The sequence below is a fragment of the Pseudomonas sp. NPDC088444 genome (genome assembly GCF_044900175.1).
Taxonomy (GTDB): Bacteria; Pseudomonadota; Gammaproteobacteria; order Pseudomonadales; family Pseudomonadaceae; genus Aquipseudomonas.
In genome coordinates, this window is the sequence record NZ_JBJDNK010000003.1 from 389397 (window position 1) to 407421 (window position 18025).

Below are 18025 nucleotides of genomic sequence, written 5' to 3' on the forward strand. Positions count from 1 at the left end.
CCCGACGATGAGCGGCGATTCTTATCCTTCATGACGAGTTAATCACCATCAGGTGCAGCAGTTGCGCTGGTCGGCGGCTGCTTCAATGGTCCTGTCCATGGTTTAAACAAGGAAGTGCATGTTGATTACCCGCAGAACCCTCATCGGCGCATCGCTTCTGTCGATCCCTGCGCTGTACAGTTTCAACGCGCTGGCCTCTGATGGCAGCCCCGTTTCCGATGCCTTCCTCGAGCAGCGGCTGAGCGAACTTGAGCAACGCCATGGCGGGCGTCTGGGCGTCGCCTTGCTCGACACCGGCAGCGAGCGCCTGATCACCCATCGCGGCGACGAGCGTTTCGCGATGTGCAGCACGTTCAAAGCGCTGGCCGTTGCCCATGTACTGGCGCGGGTTGATCGCAAGCAGGAAGACCTGTCGCGGTTGATCGTCTATGGCAAGGAGCAACTGGTGCCGTATTCGCCGGCCACCGAGAAGCACACGGGCGGAGGCGGTCTGAGCGTCGGTTCGATCTGCGAAGCGGCGGTGACGTTGAGCGACAACACGGCGGCCAATCTGTTGCTGGACAGCTTCGGTGGCCCCCAAGGCCTTACTGACTGGTTGCGTTCGATTGGGGATTCCGTGACACGCCTCGACCGTCGCGAGCCTGACCTCAACGAAAACCGCCCCGGCGACCCTCAAGACACCACCACGCCCCTGGCAATGTTGCAGACGCTGCGCACGTTGATTTTCAGTGAGACGCTATCGGGCGCCTCGCGGGACCAACTCATTGCCTGGCTGGTGAGCAACACCACGGGGGATCTGAAGCTGCGGGCCGGTATGCCGCGGAGCTGGCGCGTGGGGGACAAGACCGGCTCTGGTGCCAACAACGCCAACAACGATATCGCCGTGATCTGGCCACCCCATCGTCCGCCGTTGATCGTGACGGTGTATTACACCGACGCCAAGGCGAGTGCCGAGCAGATCAATGCGGTGATTGCCGAGGTGGGGCGGTTGGCAGCGACGATTTAGTCACACCCCGTAGCAGCACGGCGTGTCGGCGATGGCAATTTCAACGGCGCCACCCCCGGCAAGCTGTGCTGCTGCAAGTGTGTGCAGGATTTATCCCACCAACAACGCCGCCCAATACATGCCAATGGCAAACACCACATGGCCCACCACATTCTGTAAGCGCGCCACGGTCGGATTGGGCGCACCGCTGCACGCCACCCCAACGCCCATCCCCGGCTGCAGAATGAACCAGCCCGCGCCCACCGTGACCAGCCCCACCAGCAGCGCCGGGAAGAACGTCGGCGAGTGCGCCCACTGCACGCCCCAGATGAACAACAGGGCCGCAGCGAACAGCACGCCAATCGCGTAGTGCATGAACCAGCCGATTCTCAGCTCGTTCGGCACTTCCGGGGAGTTCGCGATGCCGTTGCGATGGACGTATTGCCCGTTGCGCATCCCCGCAAACCAACGGCCGACAAGGTGCCAGGGCGGGGTGGGCAGGTCCAGCACACGCTTGAGCAACTGAGCCCAGAGATCCAGCAACGCGGTACCACCAATGCCAATGAGTACCGAGTAGAAAATGAAGGCGAACATGTCTTGATCCGAATCCTTGTCAGTCGTTATTGGAAGGAGGTCACCCGCCCGTCTTGCAGGTTCGAGGAAGGCTCTCCTTTGTATCAGCTCGTCGTCATCGTTGCTGCATAAATGCAGGCGGTGTGGCGCGTCAGATCTGTTCCAGCAGCCACGCCCTGAAGGCCTGCAAAGACGGCAGCATTTCATTGCGAGTGGGGTAGCTCAGGTAATAACTGCGCTGGCTGGCGAAGGGCAGGTCGAGGCTGATCAGCTCGGCGCTGGCCAGTTCGTCGGCCACTAGAATCCGTGGCACCAGGCCAATGCCGATTCCAGCCTTTACCGCCTGAATCAAATGTGAGGTCAGCTCGAAACTCGGCCCCAGTCGCATCAGGCGGTGGGGCAGGTGATGATGGCTGAACCAGTCGCCCCAGGCATTGGGATTGTTGACGACGTTGAGCAGCATTTGCCCGCCAATGTGTTCCGGCGTCCATTCCTGATGGCCTCCAGCAGCTTGCGGGGAAATCACCACCACCAGTTCCTCTGCGTGCAGTCGGTGGCTGATCAGGCCCGGCAGACCCGAGGTGCCGACCACGATGGCGGCGTCGATGCCGCTGGTTTCGAAATCCACGGCGTCGATCCGCGAATTGATGTGTACCAGCATGCCGGGATGTTGGGTGTAGAAATCATGCAGGCGCGGCAGCAGCCACTTCGAACCGAAGGTCGGCAACGTGGCCAGGCGCAGGCTGCCGCCTCCCGATTGCCATGCCATGGCCTGTAACGTCGCACTGCGGATACGCCCCAGCGCTTCGCTCATTTCCCGCTGATACAACCGCCCGACGTCGGTGAGCTGCACCTGACGCCCTTCGCGGCGGAACAGGGTCAGGCCCAATTGCTGCTCCAGCGCCTGCACCTGGCGGCTGACCGCGCTTTGGGTCAGGGACAGTTCAACGGCGGCACGGGTATAGCTTTCATGCCGTGCCGCCGCTTCGAAAGCCAGCAACAGGGACATGGACGGGGTGAGGTGGCGGTAATTCATTCAAAAAAGTCATCGATAGTGGCAGGAATATCCGTTTGTCCTGCGCTGTAACCTGCAGGATCATTGGCACCATAACGATCCGAGGCTGACCGATTAATGCCCGGACGACAAGTATTTTGCTGTTTCCCGTGATCAGACCGACAAGAGGCCATCCCACGATGATCGCCCAACTGCCTGCCGCCGCCCCGACGGCCCAGTACCCCGAATTTCTCGACGCGTTGCGCGCCAGCGGTTTCCGCGGCCAGATCAGCGCCGATTACGCCACCCGCACGGTGCTGGCGACTGACAACTCCATCTATCAACGCTTGCCCCAGGCAGCGGTGTTTCCGCAGGATGCCGAGGACGTCGCGCGCGTCGCCACGCTGATGGCCGAGCCGCGTTTTCGTCAGATCAAACTGACCCCGCGCGGTGGCGGCACGGGCACCAACGGCCAGTCGCTGACCGACGGCATCGTGGTTGATCTGTCGCGGCACATGAACACCATCCTCGAAATCAACGTCGAGGAGCGTTGGGTGCGGGTACAGGCGGGTGTGGTCAAAGACCAGCTCAACGCTGCGCTCAAGCCGCACGGGCTGTTTTTCGCCCCGGAGCTGTCGACGTCCAACCGCGCCACCGTCGGCGGCATGATCAACACCGACGCCAGCGGGCAGGGCAGTTGCACCTACGGCAAGACCCGCGACCACGTGCTGGAGCTGCACAGTGTGCTGTTGGGTGGCGAACGTCTGCACACGCAGCCGATTTCGGACGAGGCTCTGGAAGTGGCCTGTGCTCAGCCGGGCCGTATCGGCGAGGTGTATCGCACCGCGCGGCAGATTCAGGAAACCCAGGCCGAACTGATCGAGTCGGTGTTCCCAAAACTCAACCGCTGCCTGACCGGCTATGACCTGGCGCACCTGCGTGACGAGGAAGGGCGCTTCAACCTCAACAGCGTACTGTGCGGCGCAGAAGGTTCGCTGGGGTACATCGTCGAAGCCAAGCTCAACGTGCTGCCGATTCCCACGTATTCGGTGCTGGTGAACGTGCGCTATCTGAGCTTCATGGACGCCCTGCGCGACGCCAACGCCTTGATGGTGCATAAGCCGCTGTCCATCGAAACCGTCGACTCCAAGGTGCTGATGCTGGCGATGAAAGACATCGTCTGGCACAGCGTCGCCGAGTACTTTCCGGCGGATGCCGAGCGTCCGACGCTGGGCATCAACCTGGTGGAGTTCAGCGGTGACGAGGTCGAAGACGTCAACGCGCGGGTGATGGCCTTCATCGAGCATTTGCAGAGTGACAAAGGTGTCGAGCGACTGGGCCACACGCTGGCCGAAGGCGCGGCGGCGGTGAACAAGGTCTATACCATGCGCAAGCGTTCGGTGGGCCTGCTGGGCAACGTCGAAGGCGAGATTCGTCCGCAGCCGTTCGTGGAAGACACCGCCGTGCCGCCGGAAAAACTGGCCGATTACATCGCCGAATTCCGTGCGCTGCTCGATGGCCATGGCCTGGCCTACGGCATGTTTGGTCACGTCGATGCGGGTGTGCTGCACGTACGCCCGGCGCTGGACATGAAAGACCCGGCCCAGGCCGCGCTGGTCAAACCGATTTCCGACGCCGTGGCCGAGCTGACGCAACGCTACGGGGGCCTGCTGTGGGGGGAGCACGGCAAGGGCCTGCGTTCCGAATACGTGCCGGCGTTCTTCGGTGAACTGTACCCGGCGCTGCAATCGCTCAAAGGCGCGTTCGACCCGCATAACCAGCTCAACCCCGGCAAGATCTGCACCCCACCGGACGCTGCCGAGGGCCTGATCAAGGTCAACGAGGCGCCGATGCGCGGCGACATGGATCGGCAGATCGATGAGCGCGTGTGGCAGAGTTTCGGCAGCGCCGTGCACTGCAACGGCAATGGCGCCTGCTACAACTACGACCCGAACGACGCCATGTGCCCGTCGTGGAAAGCCACCCGCGAACGTCAGCATTCACCTAAAGGCCGTGCCTCGCTGATTCGCGAATGGCTGCGCTTGCAAGGGGCGGCCAACATCGACGTCTTGCAGGTCGCCCAAGGCAAGGTGAACTGGGTCAAGGGCTTGCCCGGGCGATTGAGCAATAACTTCAAGCGCGCTCAGGGGCAGGCGGATTTCTCCCATGAGGTCTACGACGCCATGGCCGGTTGCCTGGCGTGTAAATCCTGCGCGGGGCAGTGCCCGATCAAGGTCAACGTGCCGGAATTCCGTTCGCGCTTTCTGGAGCTGTATCACGGACGTTACCAGCGCCCGTTGCGGGATTACCTGATCGGCTCGCTGGAATTCACCATTCCCTACATGGCCGCCGTGCCAGGCTTGTACAACGCGGTCATGGGTTCGAAGTGGGTGAGCGGCTTGCTGGAGCGCCACGTCGGCATGCTCGACAGCCCGTTGATCCATCGCTACAACCTGCAAAGCACCTTGACCCGCTGCAACGTGGCCGTGGCCAGCGTTCCGGCACTGCGCGAACTGAGCGATGAGCAGCGTCAGCGCAGCGTGGTGCTGGTGCAGGATGCCTTTACCCGTTATTTCGAGACGCCGCTGCTGGCCTCGCTCATCCAACTGGTGCACCAATTGGGCTATCGCGTGTACCTGGCGCCGTACAGCGCCAACGGCAAGCCGCTGCACGTTCAAGGCTTCCTCGGTGCGTTTGCCAAAGCGGCCATTCGCAATGCCATTCAGCTCAAGGCGCTGGCCGATTGTGGCGTGCCGTTGGTGGGGCTGGACCCGGCAATGACCCTGGTCTATCGCCAGGAATACCAGAAGGTGCCGGGGCTGGAGGGCACGCCCAAGGTGCTGTTGCCACAGGAGTGGCTGATCGACGTGCTGCCTGAGTCGACACCTGCGGCCTCGACCGGCGCCTTCCGCCTGATGGCCCACTGCACCGAGAAAACCAACGTCCCGGCCAGCACCTCGCAATGGGAAAAAGTGTTTGGGCGCATCGGTCTGAAACTGGTCACTGAAGCCACCGGCTGCTGCGGCATGTCCGGCACTTATGGCCACGAAGCGCGCAATCAGGACACCTCGAAGACCATCTTCGAACAATCCTGGGCGAGCAAACTGGACAAGCCCGGCGAAGCGCTGGCGACCGGGTACTCCTGCCGCAGTCAGGTCAAGCGTCAGGCCGACAAACAACTGCGTCATCCGCTGGAAGTTGTGCTGGAGCGGTTGTTGGCAAGCTGATGCACCGCGTCCCCCCAGACCTTGGCTGACAAGGTCTGGTTTATCGTCGTATGCTTTTTCGCGAACCGACCCGCGCTGCCGGTCGCCTTTTCAAGAAGGCGACCGTTGTCCCTCAGCGGCGTCCCCCCCACGTTCGTCGAGGAGCCCGCATGACTGCCACTGCCAACCTTCCACTGATCGACATGGCCGGTGTCCGCGAGGGCGACGAAGCCGCGCTGGTGCGGGCGGGGGAGGCCATTCGCAAGGCCTGTGAAGAAACCGGGTTCTTCTACATCGTCAACCACGGCGTGCCGCAGTCGGTGATCGACACCGCCATGGCCGCCGCCAGGACGTTTTTCGCCTACCCGACCGACGTCAAACGCCAGGTTGCGGTGAACAAGCGTCATCGCGGCTGGCACGCGCTGGGCGGAGCGCTGATGTACGAAGCGACCAAGCCGGATTTCAAGGAATTTTTCAGCATGGGGCTGGAATTGCCCGAGGACGACCCCTGTGTGCTCGCAGGAGAAGCCTTGCGCGGGCCTAACCAGTGGCCAGATTTCATGCCCGAACTGCGCCTGGCGCTGGACGCCTATTACACGGAAATCGGCCTGGCCGGGGCGGATCTTCTGAAAGCAGTGGCGGTTGGACTGGGCATTGATCCCGGGTTCTTTGCGCCCAAATACGGCAAGCGCTTGCAGCGCACGCAGATGGTCTATTACCCGCCGCATCCACCGATGGCCGAGTCCGACCAGTTCGGTGTTGCGCCCCACACCGACTACGGCTGCATCACCCTGCTGTATCAAGACAACAGTGGCGGTTTGCAGGTGCGTGAACTGGCGAGCAACAGTTGGATTGATGCCACGCCCATCGAGGGCAGTCTGGTGGTGAACGTGGGGGATTTGCTGGCGCGCTGGTCCAACGACCGCTTCCGCTCGACCCTGCACCGGGTGATCAATAAATCCGGGCATGAGCGTTATTCCATCGCGACGTTTTACGACCCGACCTACAGCGCGGTGGTTGATCCGTGTGATCTGGGGATTGAGGGGGAGGCCAGTTTGTATCCGGCAGTGGCGGCGGGGGATTACATCCTCAAGCGCATCGACGATTCGATGGCGTATCGCAAGAAGGCGCAGTGAATGATCGTTGAATGATCGTTCCCACGCTCAGCGTGGGAACGCATCCCGGGACGCTCCGCGTCCCAATCGACGCGGAGCGTCTGTCACGGCATTCCCACGCGGAGCGTGGGAACGATCAGCGGGTGAATCGATGGCGTTCTTAGATAACCGCCAGAATCGCCTTGGTCACCGCCTCAATGTTGCTCTTGTTCAACGCCGCCACGCAGATACGGCCGGTGTCCAGCGCGTAGATGCCGAATTCGTTGCGCAGGCGGTGGACCTGTTCAACGGTCAGGCCGGAGTAGGAGAACATGCCGCGTTGACGAGCGACGAAGCTGAAATCCTGGCCTGCCGGATTGTTCGCCAGACGGTTCGTCATCTCTTCGCGCATGCCCTTGATGCGGGCACGCATTTCGGCCAGTTCGTCTTCCCACTTCTGACGCAGCTCAGGGTTGTTCAGCACCGCAGCGGTGATGGTCGCGCCGTGGGTCGGTGGGTTGGAGTAGTTGGTACGGATCACGCGCTTGACCTGGGACAGGACGCGGGCGGTTTCTTCTTTCGACTCGGTGACGATGGACAAGGCGCCAACGCGCTCGCCGTATAGCGAGAACGACTTGGAGAACGAGCTGGAAGCGAAGAAGGTCAGGTCGGATTCGGCGAACAGACGCACCGCAGCGGCGTCTTCGTCGATGCCGTCGCCGAAGCCCTGATAGGCCATGTCCAGGAACGGTACGTGGCCTTTGGCTTTGAGCACGTCGAGGACTTTTTTCCAGTCTTCCAGGGTCAGGTCAACGCCGGTCGGGTTGTGGCAGCAGGCGTGCAGCACGACGATGGAGCCGGGCGGCAGGTTCTGCAGGTCTTCCAGCATGCCTGCGCGGTTCACGTCGTGGGTCGCGGCGTCGTAGTAGCGGTAGTTCTGCACCGGGAAACCGGCGGTTTCGAACAGTGCGCGGTGGTTTTCCCAGCTCGGGTCGCTGATGGCCACGACGGCATTTGGCGACAGTTGCTTGAGGAAGTCGGCACCGATTTTCAGTGCGCCAGTGCCGCCCACGGCCTGTACGGTCATCACGCGGCCGGAGGCCAGCAGTGGCGATTCGGCACCGAACAGCAGGGTTTGCACGGCTTTGTCGTAGGCAGCGATGCCGTCGATCGGCAGGTAGCCACGCGGGATGTGCTGAGCGACGCGAATTTCTTCCGCTTCGGCAACGGCACGCAGCAGCGGGATTTTCCCTTCTTCGTTGCTGTAAACGCCGACGCCCAGGTTGACCTTGGTGGTGCGGGTGTCGGCGTTGAATGCTTCGTTGAGGCCCAGGATTGGATCGCGTGGTGCCATTTCGACAGCGGAGAACAGGCTCATTTTTGCGGCGGCTCTGAATGGGGAGTGAATGGATCGCATCGCTCCGGCCGAATGCACTAGAGCGGTGCACAAACGGGGAGTCAGTATAGAGAGCATCGCGGGCGGGGGCGACAGGGCAGGGCCGGTTTTTCCGGGTTTTTTCAATTTATTTCGACCATTAGTCATGTCGCGGGGACTAATGTACCGATGATGGCTTGAAAGCTGGTGTTGTGGGCTCCATGTGTAGTCCCATACTTCTTTTTATACGTGCGTCTCTCCCGTCGGCGGGATCAGTCGTCCGCGCCCAATTCGCGCCCGCCGGGTTGTTGACCTGGCATCGGCGCACACAGAGGTCCGCTATGTCCGAGTTTCAACTCGTTACCCGTTTTGCGCCTGCCGGTGACCAGCCCGAGGCGATTCGCCAGATGGTCGAGGGCATCGAAGCGGGGCTGTCGCACCAGACCTTGCTCGGCGTGACCGGTTCGGGCAAGACCTTCAGCATCGCCAACGTGATCCAGAAGGTGCAGCGTCCGACCATGGTGCTGGCCCCGAACAAGACCCTGGCCGCGCAGTTGTATGGCGAGTTCAAGGCGTTTTTCCCGAATAACGCCGTCGAATATTTCGTCTCCTACTACGACTACTACCAGCCCGAAGCCTACGTGCCGTCGTCGGACACCTTCATCGAGAAGGACGCCTCGATCAATGACCACATCGAGCAGATGCGCCTGTCCGCGACCAAGGCATTGCTGGAGCGCAAAGACGCAATCATTGTCACCACGGTGTCGTGCATTTACGGTCTGGGCAGTCCAGAGACCTACCTGCGGATGGTCCTGCACGTGGACCGTGGCGACAAAATGGATCAGCGCCAGTTGCTGCGGCGGTTGGCCGACCTGCAATACACCCGCAACGACATGGATTTCGCCCGCGCCACCTTCCGTGTGCGCGGCGATGTGATCGACATCTTTCCGGCGGAATCGGACCTGGAAGCCATTCGCGTCGAGCTGTTCGATGACGAAGTGGAAAGCCTGTCGGCGTTCGACCCGCTCACCGGTGAGGTCATCCGCAAACTGCCGCGTTTCACCTTCTATCCCAAGAGCCACTACGTGACCCCGCGCGAGACCCTGCTGGATGCGGTCGAGGGCATCAAGGTGGAATTGCAGGAACGTCTGGAATACCTGCGCGGCGCCAACAAACTGGTGGAAGCGCAGCGGCTGGAGCAACGCACCCGGTTCGACCTGGAGATGATCCTGGAGCTGGGGTACTGCAACGGCATCGAAAACTACTCGCGCTACCTGTCGGGGCGTCCGGCCGGAGCGCCGCCGCCGACCCTCTACGATTACCTGCCGCCGGATGCGCTGTTGGTGATCGACGAGTCCCACGTCAGCGTGCCGCAGGTCGGCGCGATGTACAAAGGCGACCGCTCGCGCAAGGAAACCCTGGTCGAGTACGGCTTTCGCCTGCCGTCGGCGCTGGACAACCGGCCCATGCGTTTCGACGAATGGGAAAGCGTCAGCCCGCAGACCATTTTCGTTTCGGCGACCCCCGGCCCGTATGAAGGCGAGCACGCCGGGCGGGTGATCGAGCAGGTGGTGCGGCCAACCGGTCTGGTGGACCCGAAAGTCGAAATCCGCCCGGCGCTGACGCAGGTTGACGACCTACTTTCCGAGATCAAAAAACGCGTGGCCAATGATGAGCGGGTGCTGGTCACCACGCTGACCAAGCGCATGTCCGAAGACCTTACCGATTACCTCGCCGATCACGGCGTGCGCGTGCGCTACCTGCACTCGGACATTGATACCGTGGAGCGGGTCGAGATCATCCGCGACCTGCGTCTGGGCACCTTCGATGTGTTGGTGGGGATCAACCTGCTGCGCGAGGGTCTGGACATGCCCGAGGTGTCGCTGGTGGCGATTCTCGACGCTGACAAGGAAGGTTTCCTGCGCTCAGAGCGCTCGCTGATTCAGACCATTGGCCGTGCCGCCCGAAACCTCAACGGCCACGCGATTCTCTACGCCGACCACATGACCGGCTCCATGGAACGGGCCATCGGCGAGACCGAGCGGCGTCGTGAGAAGCAGGTGGCGTTCAACGAAGCCAACGGCATCGTGCCCAAGGGGGTGGTCAAGGACATCACCGACATCATGGAAGGCGCCACCGTGCCTGGCTCGCGCAGCAAAAAGCGCAAAGGCATGGCCAAGGCCGCCGAAGAGAACGCCAAGTACGAAGCTGAATTGCGCTCACCGAACGAGATCAACAAGCGCATTCGCCAACTGGAAGAGAAGATGTACCAGCTGGCCCGCGACCTGGAGTTCGAAGCCGCCGCGCAGATGCGCGACGAGATCGCCAAGCTGCGTGAGCGGTTGTTGGCGGTGTGACCTGTTGGTGCCGACTCAATTTGTGGGAGTGAGCTTGCTCACGATGCGATCAGGCCGTCACTTCATAGGTGGTTGACACGCCGCTTTCGTGAGCAAGCTCACTCCCACAGGTAGAGATCGCTGCCGCCGGCAAATCGTGCCGCTAGAGGGGTTGGTGCAAAGCGTTGATGATCAATGATCGTTCCCACGCTCTGCGTGGGAATGCCGCCTTGGACGCTCCGCGTCCCACTGGCGCGGAGCGTCAGGCCATGCGTTACGACGCGGAGCGTGGGAACGATCAATTGAAGCAGAACGTCTACGGCAACTTCGCAATCACCTTGATCTCGAAATCGAATCCATACAACCACGTCACGCCTACTGCCGTGACGGTCGGGAAGGGCGCTTCGCCCCAGAACTCCGGGACCACGCTCCAGATCTCTTCAAAGCGTGTCTGCGGATCCACGATGAACACCTGCACGTCGATCACGTCATCGAACGTGCAACCTGCCTCTTTCAAAACAGCGTTCAGGTTGGTGAATGCCCGTCGCACTTGCGCCTTCAGTTCAGGTTCAGGCGAGCCGTCTTCACGGCTGCCGACCTGGCCTGACACAAACAACAGGCCGTTGGATTTAACCGCGGGTGAATAACGATTGCGCTCGTACAGCGCCTGGCGACCCGGTGGGAAAACGACGTCGCGAACAGTCATGTATAGCCTCCATCAGGCGTATGAGATTAGCGATGCAGTGACTGTACGGGGCTTGCATCAGGGCGATAAACGCGCAACCGTGGTCAGCACTGTTTGTAAATCCCAAACAATCCCTACCGATATTCGGAGCCGCCATGGACCGTTTCGATGCAATGCAGGCGTTCGTTCGTGTGGTCGAAACCGGCAGCTTCACCAAGGCCGCCGAGACCCTGCACATGAGCAAGACCAGCGTGACCCAACTGATTCAGCAGCTCGAAGCGCGCCTGCGGGTGAAGCTGTTGAACCGCACCACGCGCAAGGTGAACGTCACCGCCGACGGCGCCGCCTATTACGAGCGCGCGGTGCGGGTGCTGGCCGATGTCGACGACGCTGAAACCAGTCTGTCCGCCGCGGCGGTGTTGCCCAGAGGGCGTTTGCGGGTCGATGTGCCCAGCCCGTTCGCCCGATTCATCCTGATTCCGGCGCTGCCCGCCTTTCACGCCAGATACCCGGACATCCAGATCGATCTGGGCGTCAGCGATCGCATGGTCGATCTGATCGGTGAGCACGTCGATTGCGTGGTGCGCGGCGGTGAGCTGACGGACCAATCCCTCATGGCCCGGCGCATCGGCGACTTGCAATTGGGTGTTTACGCCGCACCCACATACCTGCAACGGATCGGCACACCGAATCACCCGCGTGAGCTGGAAGCGCCGCAACACCGCATCGTAGGCTATCGCTGGGCGCGCACCGGCAAACTCTTTCCCATGGTCATGCAGCGTGCGGGCGAGTCCATTCAGGTACAAAGTCGCTACGTGCTTTCGGTGGACGATGGCAACGCTTACATCTCGGCGGGCTTGGCCGGTATGGGCGTGCTCTGGCTGCCGACCTACATGGTCCGTGAGGCTGTGGAGAAGGGCGAGTTGGTGCGGCTGTTCGACGGCTGGCAACTGGAGACCATGCCGATGTTCGTGGCCTACCCGCCGAACCGGCACATCAGCCTGAAATTGAGGGTGTTCATCGACTGGATCGTCGAGTTGATGGCGGGCTATGGGCAGGGCGAAGTGGTCACAATGACGCGATAAAAACGCCACCGTTTATATTTTTTTCACATAACCCTGACTATAGTGGCCGTCCTTGTTGGGGAGTAGCCTGCTCAAGACCGCAGGTTTTGAGCGTTCACGTCAACATTCTCGGCGGCAGCCGTGGCGTGAACATCTTCGGAAATGCCCGGGGATTGGCGAGACCAACGACGCATCCATGCCTAAAGTCGGGCGTGTGGTTGTGTCGTTGTCTCATAGCCCGACTGGATTCCTACCGTGAGCCCGATTTCTCTCATCTTCCTGGCATTGGCCATGTCCACGGACGCCTTCGCGGCGGCCATCGGCAAAGGTTCCAGCCTGCACAAACCTCGCCTCTCAGAAGCCCTGCGCACGGGTTTGATTTTCGGTGTCATCGAAGCCATCACCCCTGTCATCGGTTGGGCCATCGGACAGGTCGCGAGCCGTTTCGTCGAGAGTTGGGATCACTGGATCGCCTTCACCCTGCTGTTGGTGCTGGGGCTGCACATGATCCACAACGGTTTCAAACACGACGAAGAAGACGACGATAAACCCCAACAGCACTCGTTTCTGATTCTCGCCGTCACTGCCTTTGCGACCAGTATCGACGCGCTGGCGGTGGGCGTGGGCCTGGCGTTCGTGGACGTGAACATCGTCGTCGCAGCGCTGGCCATCGGCATCGCCACCACGGTAATGGTCACCATTGGCGTGATGTTGGGCCGCGTGTTGGGTACGGTCGTGGGCAAACGCGCCGAGATTGTTGGCGGCATTGTGTTGATAATGGTCGGTGCAACCATCCTTTACGAGCACTTGTCGGCAGCCTGATCAATGAATACAGCCGTTCAAAACCCGAACACCACATGCGCGCCTCGGCGTTACCTGAAATTGATGTTGGCGGTACCGGGCGCAGTGATTCTGGCAGCCCTCGGTTTCTTCGCCTGGCAGAGCTTTTTCCCGGTGCAGGCCAGCGATGGCTGGCGTTATCAAGTGGTGCACACAAGCGTGCCGAAGGCCGCGTCGATGGTGGTCAACGGCGACGGCTCGCTGATCGTCAGCCAGGAATTGCGCGACGGCAAAGGCAGCATCGTGCGCATTCTGCCGGACGGCAAGCGGGAGACCGTGGTGTCAGGGTTGTCCAAACCCGACGGCATGGTCGCCGTGCATGGCGGATGGGTGTTCAGCCAGGAAATCGATGGCGCGATGGTCAATTTCTTCAAGGACGGTGAAGTGAAGGGCCTGTTCAAAGGTTCAGACGTGCAGGGGCTGTGGAACGAAGGTGACGACCTGTACGCCATCGAAGACCGCAAGGACGATGGCCGCTTGCTGCGTTATCACTGGCCGGACGGCACGCTGACAGTGCTGCGCAGCGGTCTGTCCGAAACCGAATCCATCACTCGCTGCACCGATGGCCGCATGCTCTACACCGAAAAAGAGAAGGGCGTCATCCACCAACTCACTGACGACGGTCGCGATCCGGTGGTGCTCAGCGGTTTCAACCAGCCGACCTACCTGATGTGTGATCAGCGGGGCTTGTGGATCAGCGAGGATTCGACCCACCGTGCGCGTTTGCTGTTGATCGACCCCCAAGGCAAGCAGCGCACCGTGCTGTCGTTTCTCAAGGCACCGCAGGCCATCATCCCAACGGGACGCGGTACGTACCTCTTGGCCGAAGGCGGGCGTGACCGGATTCTAGAACTCACGCCAGACTGATCAACCCTGTTCATGAACGCCGCCCGACTTGCTCGGGCGGTTTCGTTTTGGCCTCCCGAATAAAACAACCCTGTAGCCGTCCGGCTCCCGTATAACTCGGTGTTTTCGCTTCTGCTAAGGACATAAAACGCAGCCCGCGGACCAATCGCGCAAGCATTTCCGTTGTGTAGCGAATTGTCATATTCGGTATCGACCCGCCCTCGATAGTAGCCAGCCCGACACAATTTCAAGAGGCTGCACCGTGTTCCAGCGTGTTCTGTTTTCCTTGTCCGTTCTGAGCCTGTCCATCGCTGCCGCGCAGGCCGCCGCGCCCTATGCCAGCGGCATCGACCTCAAGGTGGGGCAATACCGCCTGTGGGGTTCGGCGTTGGCGGGCTATCTGGGCACGGACGGTTCGTCCCGTGCAGCCAGTAGCAATGAACACAGTCAGGGGATGATGGTGGGCCTGACGCAGCGTTTCTCCGAGCAACTCAGCGCTTATGCCGGATTCGGTTACAACCATGGCAGCGTGGGAGCGGCAGGGGGCGAGGCGAAGACTGACCTGACGTTCCTCAGCGCAGGCGCACGCTTTGCTCCGGACGGGCTGGAACGAGGCGTGTTTGTCGACGCCAACGTCAGCGGCGGCTGGCTCGACTATGACAGCAAGCGCGAACTGGGCGGCGGTCTGGGCGCAGCGAAAGGCGACAGCCACGGCACCCTGGCCGGTGCTACGTTGGCCTTGGGCTATCGCATGGCATTGAGCGGCGTGACGCTGGAGCCAAGTCTTGGCGTGCGTGTCAGCCATCTCGACCTGTCGGGTTTCAATGAAAAGGGCAGTGAGCTGGCACTGGACGTTGACGGCATTCAGCAAACCCGCCGCAGCGCTGTGGCGAATCTGAATGCGTCGCTGGCCCCTGTCGCACTGGGCGCCTGGCAGGTGGTACCGGGTGTGCAAGTGGGGTATGAGCACGCGCTTGGCGATCATCAGGTCGACAGCGAAGGTCATCTGCTGGGGCTGGACATCGAGCAGCGAGCAGCTTTCGACAGCCGTGACCAGTTCAACGGCGCGGTCAACGTCATAGCCAGTCTTGGCGCGTTCAGTGTGGGGGCGCAAGTGGGTGCCAATGGTGGGGGAGACAGTCAGGGTTACAGCGGCAGTCTGAAGGCCAGTTACGCGTTCTGATTCCTACCCTACAGACGGTGTTGACTGGCCTGTAGTTTTCGCCAGCAAGCCGGCTCCCACAAGGATCGCGTTGAATCCAAATCTCGCGTTCGACGCTAAATCTGTGGGAGCCGGCTTGCTGGCGAAAGCGGTCTGTCTGTAAACCAAGCAATGACGGACACGACGCAGTCGCCACCCAGTTGGCAGCCACACGCTGCTCGACACTCAATTGCAGGATTGGCTACTGCGTGTGCTTTCTGACCTGTGCCGGGCTGACGCCATAGGCGCTCTGAAAATACTGGCAAAACCGCCCGACATTGCTGAATCCATGCTGCAACGCCACCTCGGTCACCGACGCCATCCCTCCTCGCTCCAGCACCTTGAAAGCGCGTTCCAGTCGCACCTGCCGCTGATACGCGACAATCGACATCCCCATGAAGCGCCGAAACCCGTCCTGCAAGGCGCGCAGGCTGACGTGGCTCAAACGCGCCAGATCCGTGCCGCTGACCAGCATCTGCGGGTGCGCCTGAATGTACTCCACCGCCAACCGCACATGACGCGGCGCAATCGGTGGAGCCGGGCGTCGCAGCGCGTCGGTGAAGTTGTGCGGCCAGACGTCCAGCACAGCGTCGATGAGCATTTCCTTGAGCCGCGAAGGCCGCAATGACCCCGTGTTGATCAGCAGATCGAATTCGCTGCCAGTGGCCAGATCGATCAACGCACGGATGCCCTGAAACCCATGAGCATTGAGGTCCACCACCGGCTCGAAATGCAGCCTCTCCAGCACCGGCTTTTCCAACAGGATAGACAGCCGTTCGGTCAACGACCCGCGATCAATCGACATGCCGTGCTGCGCGTGGTTGTCGAGAAAATGAATCGATCGGATGTCGGCCTTGTCCACGGCCGGTGATAGACAATCACCGGCCAGCGAGAGTGAGAAATCGCGGGACACTAGCACCTGTAAATGGCAGATGTGTGACAAAACCTGTCCGATTGGTCGAGTCAGGCCGCCGCCGGTTTGAGTGCGGCCTTTTCCTGACGAACCGACAGAATCGTGACCGCGGCGAGCAAACACAACACGCCCCCGGTGAAAAACGCGGGCAAGTAGCTCAGCAACTCGGTGCGTGACCAACCGGCGCCAAACGCAGCGGCAGCGGCACCGATCTGGTGGCCTGCGAAAATCCAGCCAAACACCATGCCCGCGCGTTCAGGACCAAAACGGGAAGCGGCCAGGCGCACGGTCGGGGGCACTGTGGCGATCCAGTCCAGGCCGTAAAAAACCGCGAACAGCGACAGGCCGACAATCGAGAAGTCGGTGAATGGCAAGGCGATCAGCGACAGCCCGCGCAACCCGTAATACCAGAACAACAAGCGGCGGTTGTCGAACCGGTCGGACAGCCAGCCTGACGCCACGGTGCCGATCAGGTCGAACACGCCCATTGCCGCGAGCAAGCCGCTGGCCTTGACAGGGGAGATACCGTAATCGCCGCACATCGGGATCAGATGCACTTGCACCAGCCCGTTGGTGGTGGCGCCGCAGATGAAAAACGTGCCGAACAGAATCCAGAACACGCGGGTTTTCGACGCATCGCGCAGGGTGTTCAACGACGCGCTGAAGATCGACGCGGCACTGGGCGCGGGCGCTGCAATCGGGCCTGTGCCGGTGTCGCCAAAGGGACGCAAGCCCAGATCGGCGGGGCGGTCGCGCATGAGCATCAGCACCGCAATGGCGGCCAATGCGAGCATCGCCGACATCAGCACCAGCGCCCAGCGCCAGCCGTAATGCTCGGTGACGTTGGCCAGCAGCGGCATGAAGATCAGTTGTCCGGTCGCGGTGCTGGCGGTCAATACACCCACCACCAGCCCACGACGGGCGCTGAACCAGCGTGACGCCACGGTGGCGCCCAGGGTCAGCGCCGTCATCCCGGCGCCAATGCCCACGGCCACGCCCCATAGCGCCACCAGTTGCCAGACTTCAGTCATGCTCAGTGACAACAGCAGCGCGGTCATGATCACCAGAATCGCCGCCAGCGCCACATTACGCAGCCCGTAGCGGTTCATCAGCGCGGCGGCAAAGGGTGCCATCAGGCCGAACAGCACGAAGCGGATCGATAGCGCCGAGGAGATTTCCACGGTGTTCCAGCCGAATTCCATCTGCATCGGCACGATGAACACCCCCGGCGCACCCACCGATGCGGCGGTGATCAGCGCGGTGAAAAACGTCACGGCGATCATCGCCCAGCCGTAGTGAATGCCGCGCCGGGCGAGGGCGCGGGAAAGCCAGTCAGAAATCATGCATGCCTCTTTATTCAGTTATGCAGTGCGGTGGGGTCGACGCAGCAGGTAAGCGATGATTAACAGGTGGCTGATCATCAGCGGCGGCACCACGGCCATCGGGATGTAATAGGTCGCGCCAAAGCTGCCCGGCTCGACGAAGGTCAGGCCACGGGCGAAGGCGTTGAGAAAATCCGCGACACCCACCGCGCTGAACAGCCAGACTAGCGCCTTGGCGAATCGCGCATGGCTACGCAGTGCAATGACGGCGGCGAAGGCCAGCAGCGCGGTCAGCAGGTCGCCGTAGGCGGTGGGCCATGAGAAGCGCGGATCAAGGGCGTCGGTTGTGACGCCGTGGATCAGAAACGACAGCCCCAGATAACGGAAGCAATGGGGCAGGATCAGCGGAATCAGCGCCTCCCGCGCGTTCAGGTCACGAATGCGCGGCCAGATGTACCAGAGCGCGATCAGCCCCCAGGCCAACAGGCCCAGAGTGACGCTCAGCGGAAGAATGAGTGCGACAGGCATGGAAATAACCTCGGTCAACGTTCTGCTCGGCAGTCTATGCAGCCCTGAGCGGCGAAAATTGAC

13 protein-coding genes, 2 pseudogenes and 1 riboswitch are annotated in these 18025 nt (G+C 61.5%); of the genes and pseudogenes, 8 read left to right on the plus strand and 7 right to left on the minus strand.

The features are described 5' to 3' along the window. Window positions 1-118: 118 nt before the first annotated feature. Window positions 119-1006 (plus strand): class A beta-lactamase, encoded by an 888-nt coding sequence (bla, locus tag ACI2KB_RS08735; RefSeq protein WP_404633428.1) that lies wholly within the window; start codon window positions 119-121, stop codon window positions 1004-1006. 90 nt (window positions 1007-1096) lie between these two features. Here bla and ACI2KB_RS08740 read toward each other — a convergent pair whose 3' ends face one another. Both ACI2KB_RS08740 and ACI2KB_RS08745 read right to left on the minus strand, forming a co-directional pair. Further along, window positions 1097-1579, minus strand: a complete 483-nt coding sequence (locus ACI2KB_RS08740) for a DUF2938 domain-containing protein (RefSeq protein ID WP_404633430.1) — start codon at window positions 1577-1579, stop codon at window positions 1097-1099. A gap of 130 nt (window positions 1580-1709) precedes the next feature. After that, on the minus strand, window positions 1710-2594 hold the full coding sequence (locus tag ACI2KB_RS08745) for a LysR substrate-binding domain-containing protein (RefSeq protein ID WP_404633432.1): 885 nt from the start codon (window positions 2592-2594) through the stop codon (window positions 1710-1712). A 158-nt stretch (window positions 2595-2752) separates the two neighbouring features. On the opposite strand from ACI2KB_RS08745, the gene ACI2KB_RS08750 reads away from it, so the two are divergent. Both ACI2KB_RS08750 and ACI2KB_RS08755 read left to right on the plus strand, forming a co-directional pair. Beyond that, window positions 2753-5779 (plus strand): FAD-binding and (Fe-S)-binding domain-containing protein, encoded by a 3027-nt coding sequence (locus ACI2KB_RS08750; RefSeq protein WP_404633434.1) that lies wholly within the window; start codon window positions 2753-2755, stop codon window positions 5777-5779. 149 nt (window positions 5780-5928) lie between these two features. After that, a complete protein-coding gene (locus tag ACI2KB_RS08755; RefSeq protein ID WP_404633436.1) occupies window positions 5929-6894 on the plus strand; it encodes an isopenicillin N synthase family dioxygenase in 966 nt (321 codons plus the stop codon). 139 nt (window positions 6895-7033) lie between these two features. On the opposite strand, the gene ACI2KB_RS08760 is transcribed toward ACI2KB_RS08755, so the two are convergent. After that, window positions 7034-8230, minus strand: coding sequence for an amino acid aminotransferase (locus tag ACI2KB_RS08760; RefSeq protein WP_404633438.1), 1197 nt, complete (start codon window positions 8228-8230; stop codon window positions 7034-7036). A gap of 338 nt (window positions 8231-8568) precedes the next feature. On the opposite strand from ACI2KB_RS08760, the gene uvrB reads away from it, so the two are divergent. Beyond that, complete coding sequence (gene uvrB, locus ACI2KB_RS08765; protein WP_404633440.1) at window positions 8569-10584, plus strand: excinuclease ABC subunit UvrB; 2016 nt, start codon at window positions 8569-8571, stop codon at window positions 10582-10584. A 295-nt stretch (window positions 10585-10879) separates the two neighbouring features. Here uvrB and ACI2KB_RS08770 read toward each other — a convergent pair whose 3' ends face one another. Beyond that, window positions 10880-11269 (minus strand): RidA family protein, encoded by a 390-nt coding sequence (locus ACI2KB_RS08770; RefSeq protein WP_404633442.1) that lies wholly within the window; start codon window positions 11267-11269, stop codon window positions 10880-10882. A gap of 134 nt (window positions 11270-11403) precedes the next feature. On the opposite strand from ACI2KB_RS08770, the gene ACI2KB_RS08775 reads away from it, so the two are divergent. The 4 genes and pseudogenes from ACI2KB_RS08775 to ACI2KB_RS08790 form a co-directional block, all read left to right on the plus strand. Further along, the gene (locus ACI2KB_RS08775; RefSeq protein ID WP_404633444.1) at window positions 11404-12333 is read left to right on the plus strand and encodes a LysR substrate-binding domain-containing protein; all 930 of its coding nucleotides are present in this window, start codon (window positions 11404-11406) and stop codon (window positions 12331-12333) included. A 50-nt stretch (window positions 12334-12383) separates the two neighbouring features. Further along, window positions 12384-12559, plus strand: a riboswitch (yybP-ykoY riboswitch). 8 nt (window positions 12560-12567) lie between these two features. Next, window positions 12568-13134 (plus strand): manganese efflux pump MntP, encoded by a 567-nt coding sequence (gene mntP, locus ACI2KB_RS08780; RefSeq protein WP_404633446.1) that lies wholly within the window; start codon window positions 12568-12570, stop codon window positions 13132-13134. Between the two features lie 63 nt (window positions 13135-13197). Beyond that, a complete protein-coding gene (locus ACI2KB_RS08785) occupies window positions 13198-14019 on the plus strand; it encodes a hypothetical protein (RefSeq protein WP_404633586.1) in 822 nt (273 codons plus the stop codon). 298 nt (window positions 14020-14317) lie between these two features. Next, window positions 14318-15181, plus strand: a pseudogene (locus ACI2KB_RS08790) (autotransporter outer membrane beta-barrel domain-containing protein); the annotation flags it as partial. 220 nt (window positions 15182-15401) lie between these two features. Here the strand turns inward: ACI2KB_RS08790 and ACI2KB_RS08795 are convergent. From ACI2KB_RS08795 to ACI2KB_RS08805, 3 genes and pseudogenes are all read right to left on the minus strand, one after another. Beyond that, window positions 15402-16064: pseudogene (locus tag ACI2KB_RS08795) on the minus strand (helix-turn-helix transcriptional regulator); the annotation flags it as partial. 98 nt (window positions 16065-16162) lie between these two features. Further along, on the minus strand, window positions 16163-17455 hold the full coding sequence (locus tag ACI2KB_RS08800) for an MFS transporter (RefSeq protein ID WP_404633448.1): 1293 nt from the start codon (window positions 17453-17455) through the stop codon (window positions 16163-16165). Between the two features lie 18 nt (window positions 17456-17473). Continuing rightward, the gene (locus ACI2KB_RS08805) at window positions 17474-17962 is read right to left on the minus strand and encodes a hypothetical protein (protein WP_404633450.1); all 489 of its coding nucleotides are present in this window, start codon (window positions 17960-17962) and stop codon (window positions 17474-17476) included. Between the last annotated feature and the right edge of the window lie 63 nt (window positions 17963-18025).